The 14,388-nt window shown below is 49.4% G+C and carries 19 protein-coding genes; all 19 read right to left on the bottom strand.

The genetic code is table 11. The annotated features are described in order from the left end of the window. Position 1: 1 nt before the first annotated feature. Positions 2-784, bottom strand: coding sequence for a type-F conjugative transfer system pilin assembly protein TraF (traF, locus tag FDW94_RS23390; protein ID WP_137378342.1), 783 nt, complete (start codon positions 782-784; stop codon positions 2-4). Then, positions 781-2,649: a type-F conjugative transfer system mating-pair stabilization protein TraN gene (traN, locus tag FDW94_RS23385; RefSeq protein ID WP_137378341.1), complete on the bottom strand. Its 1,869-nt coding sequence runs from the start codon at positions 2,647-2,649 to the stop codon at positions 781-783. The genes traF and traN overlap by 4 nt, the downstream gene beginning before the upstream one ends. Beyond that, entirely contained in the window at positions 2,646-3,266 is a 621-nt protein-coding gene (gene trbC, locus FDW94_RS23380) for a type-F conjugative transfer system pilin assembly protein TrbC (protein ID WP_103771748.1), read from the bottom strand. The genes traN and trbC overlap by 4 nt, the downstream gene beginning before the upstream one ends. 10 nt (positions 3,267-3,276) lie before the next feature. Continuing rightward, positions 3,277-4,269, bottom strand: coding sequence for a conjugal transfer pilus assembly protein TraU (traU, locus tag FDW94_RS23375; protein WP_137378340.1), 993 nt, complete (start codon positions 4,267-4,269; stop codon positions 3,277-3,279). After that, entirely contained in the window at positions 4,266-4,589 is a 324-nt protein-coding gene (locus FDW94_RS23370; RefSeq protein ID WP_137378339.1) for a hypothetical protein, read from the bottom strand. The genes traU and FDW94_RS23370 overlap by 4 nt, the downstream gene beginning before the upstream one ends. A 48-nt stretch (positions 4,590-4,637) precedes the next feature. Next, entirely contained in the window at positions 4,638-4,859 is a 222-nt protein-coding gene (locus tag FDW94_RS23365) for a hypothetical protein (protein WP_103771745.1), read from the bottom strand. Positions 4,860-4,960: 101 nt separating this feature from the next. After that, entirely contained in the window at positions 4,961-5,611 is a 651-nt protein-coding gene (locus FDW94_RS23360) for a hypothetical protein (RefSeq protein WP_137378338.1), read from the bottom strand. After that, on the bottom strand, positions 5,602-5,922 hold the full coding sequence (locus FDW94_RS23355; protein ID WP_137378337.1) for a hypothetical protein: 321 nt from the start codon (positions 5,920-5,922) through the stop codon (positions 5,602-5,604). The genes FDW94_RS23360 and FDW94_RS23355 overlap by 10 nt, the downstream gene beginning before the upstream one ends. Next, positions 5,919-6,554, bottom strand: a complete 636-nt coding sequence (gene traW, locus FDW94_RS23350) for a type-F conjugative transfer system protein TraW (protein ID WP_137378336.1) — start codon at positions 6,552-6,554, stop codon at positions 5,919-5,921. The genes FDW94_RS23355 and traW overlap by 4 nt, the downstream gene beginning before the upstream one ends. Continuing rightward, complete coding sequence (gene trbI / locus FDW94_RS23345; protein ID WP_137378335.1) at positions 6,551-6,967, bottom strand: type-F conjugative transfer system protein TrbI; 417 nt, start codon at positions 6,965-6,967, stop codon at positions 6,551-6,553. The genes traW and trbI overlap by 4 nt, the downstream gene beginning before the upstream one ends. Next, positions 6,964-9,567, bottom strand: coding sequence for a type IV secretion system protein TraC (gene traC / locus FDW94_RS23340; RefSeq protein WP_137378334.1), 2,604 nt, complete (start codon positions 9,565-9,567; stop codon positions 6,964-6,966). The genes trbI and traC overlap by 4 nt, the downstream gene beginning before the upstream one ends. Beyond that, a complete protein-coding gene (locus FDW94_RS23335) occupies positions 9,564-9,749 on the bottom strand; it encodes a hypothetical protein (protein WP_103771739.1) in 186 nt (61 codons plus the stop codon). The genes traC and FDW94_RS23335 overlap by 4 nt, the downstream gene beginning before the upstream one ends. Continuing rightward, entirely contained in the window at positions 9,746-10,303 is a 558-nt protein-coding gene (traV, locus tag FDW94_RS23330) for a type IV conjugative transfer system lipoprotein TraV (protein ID WP_137378333.1), read from the bottom strand. Before traV ends, FDW94_RS23335 begins: the two co-directional genes overlap by 4 nt. Positions 10,304-10,384: 81 nt before the next feature. Then, the gene (locus FDW94_RS23325) at positions 10,385-10,885 is read right to left on the bottom strand and encodes a hypothetical protein (RefSeq protein ID WP_212734178.1); all 501 of its coding nucleotides are present in this window, start codon (positions 10,883-10,885) and stop codon (positions 10,385-10,387) included. 8 nt (positions 10,886-10,893) lie between these two features. Further along, a complete protein-coding gene (gene traB, locus FDW94_RS23320) occupies positions 10,894-12,303 on the bottom strand; it encodes an F-type conjugal transfer pilus assembly protein TraB (RefSeq protein WP_137378331.1) in 1,410 nt (469 codons plus the stop codon). Then, on the bottom strand, positions 12,300-13,040 hold the full coding sequence (traK, locus tag FDW94_RS23315; protein WP_137378330.1) for a type-F conjugative transfer system secretin TraK: 741 nt from the start codon (positions 13,038-13,040) through the stop codon (positions 12,300-12,302). Before traK ends, traB begins: the two co-directional genes overlap by 4 nt. A gap of 11 nt (positions 13,041-13,051) precedes the next feature. Next, positions 13,052-13,636: a TraE/TraK family type IV conjugative transfer system protein gene (locus FDW94_RS23310; RefSeq protein WP_137378329.1), complete on the bottom strand. Its 585-nt coding sequence runs from the start codon at positions 13,634-13,636 to the stop codon at positions 13,052-13,054. A gap of 5 nt (positions 13,637-13,641) precedes the next feature. Further along, positions 13,642-13,944, bottom strand: a complete 303-nt coding sequence (traL, locus tag FDW94_RS23305) for a type IV conjugative transfer system protein TraL (RefSeq protein WP_137378328.1) — start codon at positions 13,942-13,944, stop codon at positions 13,642-13,644. A gap of 2 nt (positions 13,945-13,946) precedes the next feature. Further along, positions 13,947-14,300 (bottom strand): type IV conjugative transfer system pilin TraA, encoded by a 354-nt coding sequence (locus FDW94_RS23300; protein WP_137378327.1) that lies wholly within the window; start codon positions 14,298-14,300, stop codon positions 13,947-13,949. Positions 14,301-14,388 lie beyond the last annotated feature (88 nt).

Genomic DNA, 14,388 nt, shown 5'->3' with positions numbered 1-14,388 from the left:
CTTAAGAGCCGGGTTTGAACCCGTTGGATACGTTCAGAAAGCGTTTAGCAAGGTCGTCCTGCGTCATGAAACCGTAGGACAACGCGCGGTAGTTTTTATTTTTCGGTTCAACCAGAAACAGCGCCGGGAAATGGGATATGTTCATTGCATGGGATTGCCCTGAATCTGGCCGGCTTTGTGGCAGTGATGCCGCCACCTGACCATCTACCGAAACCGGAATCAGTGATATCCCGTTCGACTTTGCAAAATCAGCCACCACACCGGCCATCTGAATATCAATCGGGTCACTGCCACGGTAGAAGTAGAAAAGACCGTATTGTTGCGCCATCTGTTCCACTGCTTTCTGCCGGGCCTGCTGATCGCGAGTCTGCACGAACGGCGCCATGCTGTTGTAATGAGGATATTCCAGATTGTAATCCAGGTCAGGATGACTCAACTGTGCCGCAGCAAAGGACTGACTGAACATCGATCCCCTGTCCGTCCAGAACTTCTGCCAGCGCAGGAATGTGGCAGTGTTTTCCCTCGTGGGATACAGGATGGCGCGATTAAGCGCCTCCATTGTGTATCCCCTGAGCACCTTTGCCTGTTCCTGGGCGGTCATCTTGCTGAGATCAGGAATAACTGATGGTGGTTGTGGCTGTTTCTTTTGTGGTTTTTCAGGTGGTGTTTTTGGTTCGTTGTACCAGAACCAGCCAGTGAAGGGATCTGCGGGTTTCACAATCTCATCGGCTATTGCAGGCAAACTGACTGCCAGCACCAGGAGCGAAGATATGAGTTGCCTCATTTTTTCCCTCCCTGATTTTGCTGTACCTGTGCCGCAATGCGATCTTTCACCTGTTTAACCATCACCGATGAATCCGGGATTTTCTGGTTATCCATCAGGTCACTGTAGAAGTCAGAAAAATTAATTAAGTCAAAATTAATATTTTGTAACTCCGGGATAGTTATTCCCCGACAGTCAGGATTCTTACCACTTCCAAACCCAACACCAAGCTGGTCACGACGTCCCTGCTCCTGAATAATACGAGCCAGTTTTCCTTCGAACACGCAGTAAACTTTACTCTTCTGAAGGCAGACGCCCAGAACCTCACGATCGCAGCGTTCACCAACACTGACTGTAATTTTTTTAGCTTTCGCTTTGCCCAACGCCAGTTCTTCACTGTTACAAGCCGACAGACCGATGTCCTGGCCCCATCCGGAGTCTTTACAGCAGTTAGAAAAGCCAGCAATAGCTTTACGGCAACTGGTCACTTTCCCGGTAAATGCCTTAACATCCACGGCATTCTGGCCATTTTTAACATCATCAGCTGCGGATGCCAGTCCTGCCAGTTTCGATACTGCTTCGTCAAAACCACTGTCTCCGGCACCATCTGTATCACTGCAGTCGCCTGTTTTACAGAAATAATCACCACCGCAGATAACCCCACCAGAAGTGAATGTACGCTGACATTCATAATTCACTTTTTCGTGCTCACAATAACTTCCGTTTTGCGTCAGACACTGCGTCCCGGTCACGGTACACGCCGGATCTTTCATCAGCGGTTCACAGGTGCCATTTGAACCTGACTGAACCAGATACTGATCCATATACTCCCAGCAATCACTCCACACTTGCTGTACAACACCATCAATAGTCACCGGTCTATAACCCCCGGCCTCTGAGCAGGTGCTGGATACGAAAACAGGACTGCTTTTTGCTGTAAGCACACCTCTGCTCTTTTGAAATCCGCACGATTCAGTCCATTCCACTTTAGGCACGCTGGTATTTTTTTTCACCCGCAGAACCAGCCTGATGGTCATCGGGACATGTTTATAAAATTTCTGTCGGCCCGAACCGTCCCTGAGTTCATGCGGATGAGATGACGTAAAAGCAACGCCGGCGGTCAGCGTCGCCGGTACGGGTGTAAAGCTGACATTCTGGTAATTGCCTTTATTGTGCCAGGGAATTTCTGCCCCCAGAATGGAAACATTCATGAAGAAACGGGGTTTGTTACCTTTGTTATCCTGCCATGAATAAGTGGCCTGAATAATTTCTCCGCTCACCTGGGGAACGATGGTGACGACATTTCGTCCGTTAATTTCCTGCATGGGTATATCGTAGAGTTCGTATTGCAACGTCTGAGTTTCCCAGGTGGAATCCCCCTCAATAACAATTTTTGCAGTACGGCTACAGCTTTGTTCTATCCAGGCGTCACGCTCGCAGGTATATTTCAAGAATTCGGACTTTGAAACGTTTGTTTCCTGGCATTGTTGAGGGTTTCCGGTTCCGTTGACCATCCCCTCAGCGTTTGATTCAGCATCCTTGCCTGCTGTAATAAAAGGAGCATTGGGATCGATAACGGGTAACGGGTTTTTAGTACCGGCATCGATAACTGCCTGCCCTGCGTTACTGTTCAGCAACCCTTCCATACCTTTATTTGCAAGTCCGGCATCATCGCCTTTAACTCCACCGTAATACCCTGTTTCAGGTGGTGTCGCGGTGTATCCGGGAATGCTCCCTGTCACCGGATCCGGATTATTCAGGCTATTAGTGCCCTGCCCTTTATTTCCTTTGCCAAATTCTGCCCCGGCATTAAAAGCATCACTGGTTGTATCGGCCACAGCCAGTAACGGCAACAGGAGTATCAGCCCTCCCCAAAATGCTCTCATTCTCCCTCCTTCAACAACTGTCTTGCTGTTGCTGCACAGTCTCCACGTTCAGCCACCCTCTCCAGGGCCTGCCTGAGAGGAAGGCTGCCGCGAATAACATCAAAATGTCCCGGACAGGTAACCACCAGAGCCGGTATGACAGTAATGTGATATTCGGTATACAGCGTCGGATCGATTTGCACGCCAATGTTTTTATCTTCTTTAGCCAGTTCAAATATCGTCGCAGCTGTCTTACGCATATCGTTGTTAACCAGCCCGCGGAGAGTGGCGGGAATGCCATAGCGGTTTGCATCACGAAGCATGGGTAACAACCCCTCGCGAGGCAGGCCAAGACTGACAAAGTAGATGGCAGGAAATGTGTGTTTTTCCCCGTTTTGGGCAGAGGGTTGTTGACGGGAAATGTCCTCCTGAAGACGGTTAATCTGTCTCTGCTGTTCGATCGGGAGGGGTAATGTCTGGCCCTGGAGATTCTGTTTAAATGCTTCCAGTTCTTGCTGCTGCTGTTTTATCCACGACATATCCCTGACGGACACAGCAGACTGCTCACTGGCTGATACAAACGATGTGCAGAATAAAAGAGTACTGGCAAGCAGCACCCGGCACTTGATTGTTTTCATTGTTAATTCCTTACAGAAAAACGCAGTTACGTTTGCGCCAGAAGAGGTAACCGAAATTCTTTTTTGAATTGGGGGTATTATGTTTAATCCCCCAGGTTTGAGTAGTGGCCCCAAAAGCATGGCAATCTGTGCTCTCCGGGAACATATTCACCATCTGGTAACGCCAGCGATCTTTCGGAATTATGGGGGATGGATACTGGTTGCAGACTGCGTTATCCGCGCCAATTGAATTCCAGACCAGACCTTCACGGTGCATCTTGAACGCCATGCGTTCACTGACCAGAAGTGATGATTCAAGAGGGGAAAACTCACCACTGGTATAGCCTGTCATGGGATACATCGACCCCTGACTGCCCGCACACCAGAATAATGGGGCCAATGGGCGGCCGACTGCACTTGCCACAGAATCCGCCGCGCATGCTGACTGCGCAATCAGATTTCCGAAAAGTGAGGCTTCCGGATTGATCATCATGGACAGCGTGCTGTCATTCCACAATGGATCGATTTCTGAAAGGTAAGCAATATCCAGATCCCCTGTCTGCAGACAGCCAAGACTGGTGATAATGTTAAGCCAGAAAATTAGTGGGTATTTGTACCAGTGAACATGATAGAACGTGCCAGCAGCAGGACGGTCGCTCTGGCCAGCCGTTCCGGTACCCGTCCGACCGAGATCAATTTTAAATCCGCCCATGTTCACCATAACGCCAGGTTCACGGGTGACATCGACCATCGCCATCGGTTCCCAGAATCCAATTGCCAGCCCGATGCGGTACAATATTCCAACAGGGCAAATTTGTATGGGGGAGGATGGATTACTGGTGTCAGGCAGAGGGCCTGAAGCAAGTTTGATGCTACCAATTGACATGGGGAACATACATTTCCAGCAAATATCCGAAATCGGATTCACCCACCTTCCCTCGCCGGCATTACTTGAGGCAAACACCGGCGCTGGCGTCCAGGCCAGTACCAGAAGTAATGTGGAGAACCAGACAAAGCGTTTCATGCCACCCCCCTGAGCCACACGCAAACAGGTCCGTCTTCAGTATCGTGTATCGAGCCAATAAACCAGCCCTCTTCTGCAGGAGATGATGGCTGCCATTCACGAATATCTGATGATCCGTTTTCCCAGGCTTCAATAACCTGCGGAGGCGCATCGTTCTCCAGCCAGCGAAGTGCACAGACAAGTTGATTCATGCGTAGCCATTCATCGAAATCGGACCGGGAGGCTTCATCACATGAAGGTTTAAAGTAGTGTGGGTGAGTCCAGAAGCCGTTTGTGTCACGGATTACTGCAACCGCCTTTACAGGTTCAAAGTAGGTCATGGGGATCTCCGGATGTGCCACCATCAGAGCTGCGGGGGCAGGGAAATATCAGTGGTTTTTAGCACTGGCGGCAGCTTTCATAATGATGGCCAGTCGCTGTTCCTGAGTCATTTCATACAGGGCAAGAATGCCACCACGCATTACGGCTGAAGGTTTGTAGAGAGGGTTCTCATTGAGGATCTCATCCAGCCTTCTGGCTGAACCTTCATCATGACGTAGTGACGAGATGGAAATATTCCGGCCCTTTTCACCTTCAGGGTCTTTTTTCATGGATTTACCTTGTCTGGATTAAACAAAAATGGGGGCTGGCTGAAGTGCAAAACGATGTCCAGCTGCCGGACATGTTGAATATCAAATAGAGTAAATAATCATCATGTTACTGATACTGGTTGAACAACAATGAATGCGTAGCCACTGTCATCGTCAAACTCAGAACCCTCGGTCGCGCCAGTGGCGATGGAGTTCGCCGCTTTAGTGAGGTACAGGGAAAGTAACTCACGAGAAGTGTGCTTCGTGCCCTGGACAATAACGACGATATGACGGGCCAGACTGCCTTCAGCAAGATAGCCGGCCATTTTTATCAACGGGGGTAACGTACACCCAGCGGGTTCAGGAAAAAAGCCAGGGGATTCAAAGCACAAACGCGCATGAACATGCCAGTGAGCGGAGTATTCAGGAAACGCTAAACCGTTATTTCCATAGTCACCACGATAATGACATCCTTCAGAATTTCCCGGTAGTTCGTTACTCGTGATACAACTGGCAGCGCGTTCAAGACAAAACACCAGGTCGCGGGTTATCGTGTGTGGCTGAGCATTCACACTGACTATCACCTGAGTAAGAGGATAAGCATGTTTTTCCCAGCGCCCCATTACAGGAGGTTCATCCTCAAAAAGTGCCCGTGGCACAGAGATATCAACGTTCTGGCGACCTTTTCTCATTGCCAAAATGAGAAAAAAGCAGGCGTTCAGTATTACGATCAACCCCATCAATAACAGAATCGTTGACACGTCTATGTCCATGCCTTTGTCTCCTTCATATGTGACACCATTAACGCAACAAGGTATTCAGGGAAACGCTCATCCCGGGTTTCTGGCTCAACAAGCTCCATCTGATTGACTTTTAGCCAGTTAAACCATGCCTGCGTCACCAGCACCGGACTCCAGGAGCTAATCTCCGGATATAACGACTTAAGTTTGTTTGCCGTTCCCTGTCGAACGTTTTTCTTTACAGATTTGCCAGGGAATTTACGGGGTGAACAGCGAGGTCTTTCAGGTGATGTAACGATCGTACGCATTTCGGGAAACAGATCGCCCAGCGTTGTTGTTGTCATTTCTTTGCTCCTGATACCGGAATTTCTTCCACTTTAAGTACACGGTCATCGGGGGATATACGCACAGGGATATTTGAGAAGCCAAACTTGCGCGTGAGGGTTCCTGATTGATCGAAGTAAATACGCTCATTGAGGGCATCACTGGTGTCCTTAATATTGCCTTTAACCAGAATCACTTTTGCGTTCGTCTTATCCGCGAGCTCCTTTCTGGCCCATTCCATCTGGTCTTTATTATCGCCATCGATAAAATACAGCACCTGGTTGAAAGGGACTTTATCCAGTGGATTTACCTGCTCTCCTTTGCGCGCGATAACATTTCCCTGCATATCCGTGATGGTTTCCTGGACAGTAAACGTAGGGTCAAATACAAAGCTGCGGTATTTTTCAGCATTGGTCAGCCCCCCAACAGCAGGTGGCCGGACGGCATTCCTTTTCACCCGTTCAACGGCTTCTCCACGCAATTTATCCAGTTCCCCACTCTGTTCCATTCCCTTCAGCCGGTTCTGGATAAAATCCAGCATGTCCTGCTCGGCAGGTTCAAATACATTTCCCCAGGTACCCAGATCTTTCGCACCGCAACTGGCTGACAGTGCCAGCAGTATCAGGGCTGTCAGTGCAGGTCGTGTATTCACGGGACCTCCTGAGTACGGCGGGCAATATCGCTACGGATTTCAGTCGTGATATCCGGTAACGGGCTGACAGACGCAGGTTTCACCAAAATGATGGCGTTATGCGAGGTTTGCCACTCATCCAGACTATCGGACATCGCCGTATTGAAACGTGTCGTCAGTGCTTTCGCCTTGTCCTCATCGAGCTGCAGTTGTGCTGACTGCTGCATAAAAAGGTCGATCGTGCCTTTCATGTCGAAGACCACGATTTCTGGCGCAGTGAGTTTTATGTAGGCCACTGTAATTCCGGTCCAAAACATCTGAGAAACCAGCACACAGGCAGCCAGTTTCAAATTCCTTGAAGTAAGCCAGCCCGATATTGATACGCCCTCGCGTACTGTGTCGTCGCTATACGGTTTTTCGTTACTGTTACTCATGCCGCTTTCACCCATTCTTCAAGTTCGTGAAGTTCGTCACCAAACTTCCTTTCAGCCAGCAAATAGGCGGCCTCTTCTGATGTGGCCCCTGCTTTCTGAGCGTTTTGCATATATGCGAAGTCCTCGCCACGGGAACTGAACATGGCGCGTGTAACAGGATCAACAAACAGCCGATGGAAGGAACTGTATTCACCTGCACTGATAAGCAGCGAGCTGTAATCGGTCTGGATTGCCGGCTGGAAACCACGGATAACTTCCTTTTCCATGTCAGAGAATTGATCCGGATTATCAGATAGGTATTGTTTGAAGGCTTTCGTATCCTGCAGCAGGGTGATTTTGGTTGAACTGTTATTCCATGCAGCTTCAGCTTCCTTACCGGCACTGAAGTCTTTAATGCCCTGAGTAATCGTAATGAATGCACCACGATGTCGGCGTACGGTACGGTAGCCAGTTTCGATAAAGCGGGCTGCATGAGGATTAGAACCACCGAGCAGTCGCCAGGCTTCGTCGATAATGCAGACTTTTTTGAGATCTCGCGGGCTGTGGTACATCTTTTCCTGAATCGCGAGGATGAGAGAAAACAGGATAGCGGAAAGCAGCTTCGGCTTGTTTTCCAGACTCAGAAGTTCCAGCACCGCAAAACGGGTTTCGTCATCAAGGGTAGGTTTGTCGGCATTAAAGTATTCACCATCAGCCCCCCAGGTACAGTAGGTTTCCAGCAACATGGCCAGCTCAGCCATTCGGGCAATAATGGTCGGTTTGTCCGCAAACGCGGTATTAACTTCCTCACTGGTCAGATAGTTATAAACATCATCTATGCGTGCCCGGTTTACCTTTTGTTCCCAGGCATGCATGACCGCTTTTTTCAGTATCGCCTCACAAACAACATCCAGTGGCTCGGTTGGGCTCGCCAGTACCGCAAGGAGTCGCACAATGCCTTCAGCAGAAAGCTTGATGTCCCTGACGTTAGCAAACGGGTTAAAGCGCAGTTGAGCACCATCCAGATACACACCGCCGGCCTGCAGGCAGTAGTTCTTGTAACTGTCACCCATATCAATAACCCAGCCAAATCCACCTGCGTTCAGCACATCGCGGAGAATACTTTGTGTCAGGAATGATTTACCGGCACCAGACGTTCCCGTGACTGCAATGTTGAAGTTGGTACTGCCATTCTCTTCGTCGAACATATCGAAGAAAGCGACCTGGTTGCGGTAGGTCGGAAGCGGCATTCCTCCACGTGATAACTGACGTTCGGCTACTACCGGCATCAGGCTTACCGCATTCCATGATTTTCCACGTAATGTGGCCCCTGTCGTTTTGAGATCCTCCCACATCCCCTCCTGCATAACGAAAGGGAAGCTGGCCAGCCAGTTACGCATCTGCTGGTACTGAATCGTGACCATTTCCAGTTCGTTTTTACGAAAGACGTTCACTGCCGCCAGCTCACATTTCTGTGCTTCTGTATTGTTGTCAGGTGTAAACAACGTCACGTTGAAATACGTGCGGCAAAGAGCAATTTCGTTGGTATACAGCTGTTCGCGCGTTTTACGCCATTCATCTGCTGCTTTTTTGGTTCCGGGGAACAAAGCGCCATAGGCTGAGTTTGCTTTTTTGGACAGATCCGTATCCTTGCGGAAAGCCTCGCTCTGACTTGATGTCTGTTCCTCTAGCTCAGTTGTCCAGGTAATCATAAACGGACAAGGAATGCCAAGATCCGGGAAGCGTATATTCTGCAGGTTATCGGCCCCCTGCCAGAGCGCAAAGCGACGTGGATTTTTACTCAGTTGCATATTTACGATACGACAGACTGATGCAGGAAGCCGTGTACCGTTGGTTTCTATTTTTTCAGGTAATTCAATACGTAAGTGTGAAGGATGAACTTCAAAATCAATGGACGGATCAACCACCTGGCGGTTGAGCAACTCATCCTCGTTATAGTCGCCCGGAGACGTCATAACCTGCTCATGACGGTAGTTCATCATTTCACGCATAACTGACAGGAAACCGTTCACGTCAGTATTGATGGAATCAATACGAGCCGCCCCCAGAGAAACACGAATGGTGTTACGTAGCTGAACCAGCTCATCCATCACCTGCTGAGAAAATCGTTTAACGGCTTTACCATAGACAATAAATATCCGGTAATTACGCAGGTAAAGCGGGTATTCACGCTTGTTTGCCAGACCGTGTAAAGCTGATCTCTCCCAGAAAGCACGGGTGATTTTATTCAGGTGATCGGCCATCTGGCCTTTCCACATGTCGGTGCTGACGCCAGCCGCAATGCGCTCACCCACACATTTACTTGCGGTCAGAATAACGGTGACAGGTGTTTTACGCGGAAGCTTCTTACGCAGCATGTCATCAAGAGCCGCCATCACCTGCTCATTGGCCCCCGGAAGCGGGGCCAGTTCGAGAACAAATCCTGCCGTCCCCGTATTGATAAACAGGTCATTTTTTTCATCGTAATAACGGTATGGCAGGCTGGCAACCAGGGAGGGGTAATCCCATGTTTGCTCAAGATTGGCTCGAGCAGTTGCTGCGCCATCCTTGTGCTGTCCTCTTTCAATCAAACCCATCAGAGTATCCAGAACGCTGCTCATTTTCGCCCCTCCACAACAGAACGGATCAGCTCAAGACGGCGCTGCCGGGCCTCTTCAGTGAGGTTGAAACACACGGGCTCATCGACACTCATCTCCATTCGATATCCGGAATTGTTTAACACTCTCTCTTCAGTCAGCAGTGTCATATCTGGCGAAGTGGGGTCATCTTTTAAACTGATCATTCGCCCCCCTCCCCGATAACACGATAGCTTTCATCCCAGTGCGATTTGTTTTTCACAAACTCGACCACGGACGGCTGATGGAAGTTGTCATCGGTATCCACCCACGGTGCAATCCATAGGCGCTGGGTCGCGTCAGGTATACGCTGCGCCTGAACCCGTCCTGCCGTATTGACAGGAGCTGGCTGCCCAACGGCTGAAGAAGTAATACGCGGAGTCACTCCGGTCTGCATAGTTCCTGCTGGTACAGCAGCAAGAGGACGTGGCGCGATTAACTTAGAACCAGGAGATCCGGTTGCTGCGACTGAAACAGGACGTGACGTATTAACGACAGGAGCCACATTGCGCAGTGCCGGCAGGGTTTCACCCGCAGGCTTTTTTGCAGATTTATCCGCGGTGAGGTCGTCGAGACTTTTGCCCTGGGCGGCCAGTTTATTTGCCTCCCCGGTTGTGAGGCACTGGTCGGTCGCGGTTTTATTACAGTCAAAATCAGAATTCATACCGGCGCAGCCGGTCAGTACGCTACACAGCAGTGCAGCGCCCATCAGTTTTTTCATGGGGTAACTCCGGTAAATTATTAGGTACTAATGGAAGTAATTGAGGATGAAAATCAGTGTGGCTGGAGTCCACAGAGTATATTAACGTTCACGCCCCCCGCTCCCCTTGCCGTTGATGTCCGGGATGTTCTGAATGAACCGGAAGTGACATGTTTTCGTCGATTTTCCTGATGTTATTTCATACCGGTATTTTCTTTCTGCCTCATACCACTGCTGAATAACATCCAGAGAAAGCTCCTTTCTTTCGGTAACCGTGGACTGTAGCCACTGCCACACAGCGATGTTCAGTGGCTTATATATGGCCAGTTTTCTGTCCAGTACTTCAGGCCAGGAACCAGGAAGAGTGCCAAAAATTTTCATAAACAGAAAAGGGAAAAGGCACATACCAACAAAGATGGCAGTACACTGAAACCACCAGGATGACCACCAGTATGTATTTACATAAATCCATACACCTGCGTTGAGGAGACTGAACGTAATTGACAGTATCCAAATCCACGTGATGCGTGGAGGATAAGCATTGTCACGCCACATCCTTATATCCACGCCAATCTTGTTAAACAATCTGTCGTTATCATTCATCATCCACCTCAGTTAATCGTGTCGCCGAGACGCAACTGGCTGGCCTGTCGTAACACGTCATCCGGGTTAATATTTCCCACTGAAGTGGTGCTGTTTGATGTCGTCTGGCTGACGGACTGAGGCGCGGTTTCATTCTGTGTTGAATTTGCCGCATTCTGCAGGGCTTCCTTCGCTTTTTGTTCTTCCGCATCTTCCAGAGTTTCCAGGCGGAAACCTTTCTGGAACACCACGGTAACGCGGTTACCGGCACCGATATCAATGATTGGATGGTATTGTTCGGCGCGCTTAATCCAGTACTGGCTCAGGGTGTCAGCAGCCTTACTAGCCCCTCCGCCAAACCCTTGTTTAAACACATCGCCGGCACTAACATCGGCAGTTGCCCCCAACCCTACAGACGGCGTGGATGCAGATTTAATCCCCTCACCAAAGCCGGACAGCAGGCCAGCCGCACCTGCATAACCCACAATCATACCGTTACGCATAACCGGTTTTCCCCGGATACCACCTTTGCCCTGATAGCTGACATGTCCGTTGAATTCCATATCGATATGCTTTCCATTCTTCAGCACACAACTGATTGATTTAGTTCGTACCTCACCACGTTCACTGGAGATATCCCCCCATATTTCCCCGACAACAAAACAGCCATCAGCGCTATATTCCTTGTTGTTAGGCATCTGAATATTACCAAGCAACCTGAAAGTCACCGGGCGGGTATTCTGCTGGCCAGTAACGCTGGCGTTTGCATCAGCACCTTCAATCATAATGGCGTCAGAGAAAGAGCCTGATGGTATCCACGGCAGTTTCGTTGGTTTCTTTTTCAGATTTTCATAAGAAAACTTTGAGGTGGTAAGTCCTCCCATGACACGCTGGCCAGAGCCTCCGGGATAAAATCCAACCCCCTGTCCCGTATTGGCAGCACCATTGGCGGACGGTGTGCCTGCTGGAGTTATGGAGTATTCTGGCGGTCGGGCCTGACCGGCAGCAACAGGACCAGGGAGTGGTGTTCCGTTCTGACCAGCAGGTGGTGTCTGCTGGCCACTGGTCGCATTGCTGCCGGAGGCTTTCTGGTTTAACAGGTCAGTCAGGCGCTGTATTTCAGCATCCTTTTCTGCCAGTTTTTGGCCTGTATTAAGTATGTTCTGGTCAAGCTTCTGAGACAGCATGTTGACATTCTGTTCAAGCGCAGACGTCTTGGCCTGCTGCTGTGCCAGTGCAGCATCGTTGACCTTTTCATTGAACGAGGCAGTAACCACACCCGTCATATTTGGGGCGGCAGCCGGGGGCGGTGCTTTCTGTTTTTCCTGATATAGCCCATACCAGTAAACCCCTCCAGCCAGAGCTGCCCCGGCGGCAATGACGGCGGCCAGGACAGTTATCTGTCTGCGTCGGGTTTTAAGATTTTCATTCAGACTCATGAGCGCGGTTCTCCGTCATCTGAAAAAATAACCCAGGCATACCCTTCTCCACCGGTGTAAAGCTGATGCCGGGAGAGCATCACGGCCCTGACACCTTTGCGCCAGAAGTCACGTTCACGCAGGTTCTGAGTAATATTGCCGGAGTTGGACATACGGAAACGCACTATTCGCAGATGGTTCCCCACAAACTGGCGTTCAGGTACCAGGTGTACTGACGTGCCCGGGTTATATGCAGGCATACGACTTATTGGGTATTCCTGGTAGTCATCAGGAACGTCGCCGTTAACGATAATACGTGACAGGGAAACGAGCGTTTTTTCATAGCTCTGTCCTTCCTCCCATGCTTTCGCATCATTGTTTTTGCGAAGCGGTGGAGACACAGGGGTAAATCGCAGTGTTTTACCGTTTCCTGGGTGGGGCCGGACATTGAGGCTCAGAGATGAGCCCCGGTCAGTCTGAATGAATACAGTAAAGTTTTGACCGACTAGTGGTGAAAGGATAAGGGCGCCGTCATCTGTCTGGCTCTGGTCATAGGCACCGGATGGTCCGCTGATGCTGGTAATCAGTTCTCCGTTAATAACAACCTTGCTGGGATTGGTATTGCTGAGAGTGACATTAAAGGCGGCGTCGTTCTCAAACGGAATGGCAGCGGGGGCGGAAGCGGCCCGAAGGCCGCTGGTAAAAAGTCCCGTTGCCAGTAACACAGCAGCAGCTGCCGGTGAAATACGGATTTTCATTGGCAGTCCTGTCAGTTAGTGGTGATGGCCGGCTGAAGTTCTTCGAACAGGTGAAGATTTACCAGTCCTTCGATATAACTCAGTTTCAGTCGGTAGGTTTTTTCCTGGTCCTTAAGCGGTGTGGTGATAGCGCCATTGGTTGTGGAGGACTTCAGTGTTCCGCTGAACTCAACCACGCCAGGTTCATTCATTACCCGAATTTCTTTTGTATCAAAGCGGGTGGTGATTCCGCCTTTTTTGATACGTTCAGCCTCAATATCCAGTGCTTTTTTCAGCTCATCCCGTTCGGCGGATGGGACAAAACCGAGCAGCATTTTCTGGTTGTTATCTACGTTTTCCGGACTGACATTCAGTCGCCAGTAAATAAAGGCGGTGGCGAACATAGTCATTCCGGTAGCGTCAGCACCAGAAGCATCAGAGGTAAATGGTTGATTGAATGACATGGGTGTAGTGATGGTTTTCTGTTTTGTGGCGAAATACCACGCAAGAGACCCTGTCAGAACATTTCCCACGGCGCTGAGCAGAAGCAATAAAGCCAGTGCAATAAACGCATAGCGGAGTTGTTTATCGCGCTCGCCTTTAATTTTAAGCTTCATATTAGTTAAGCTCTCCAGTGCCGGAAACTAGAATCAGGTATTTGTCGAAAGGTCATCCTGAACAGAATGGAGGGTAGGTGCCAGTAGCAAAAATTAAGTAACCAGTACGAACCCTGCCCTTTTTTCAGATGCCTGATTATTGCCCACAGCAGACCCGCCACAATGGAAAGTTCGAGAGACATATCGTTAAGAACCCCAAGGACAATTAACGGGGCAACAATAATCACTTCATCGAGTGGAAGACCAATATAACGTTCCTGCTGATTGAGAGTTTCCGGGAAGTCGTATTTATCCTCTTCCCCGCTCATTCTTAACTCGCAATGCCGAAAGCGACGCGTGTAAAAATGATACACATTACGATACCGACAAATACCAGTGGTGAACGTACTTTGATGTAAATAAACAGCCCCATAATAATTTCGGCTATGTAGAACCATTTAACAAGAGATGAACCGGAGCCGAAGGTTGAATTAACTGTCGTGTTTTGGGATGCGAGTAAATCAGTGCCGCCAGCCAAAGCTGGATGAGCGACCATAAGTGAAATTAAAATCAACCCTCCGTTATTAATGAATTTTCTAAGTTGTCGGTTTGCGCGTGCCTTATGAAATAAAGACGCTACCGCCCATCCCTTTGAGACTTTAAGGGCATTACCTTGTTTGGACATGCTTGTTTTCTCCGGAAGTAAACAATTTGGATGTGCATAAGTGTTTGTTTACACACACGATATTGTCCCATGACCCTAAAAAAAAAAA

The sequence above is a fragment of the Citrobacter sp. wls757 genome, from assembly GCF_005280935.1.
GTDB lineage: Bacteria > Pseudomonadota > Gammaproteobacteria > Enterobacterales > Enterobacteriaceae > Citrobacter > Citrobacter portucalensis.
The sequence above is the reverse complement of the archived record's forward strand: the minus strand, read 5'-3'. Positions and strand labels throughout refer to the sequence as shown.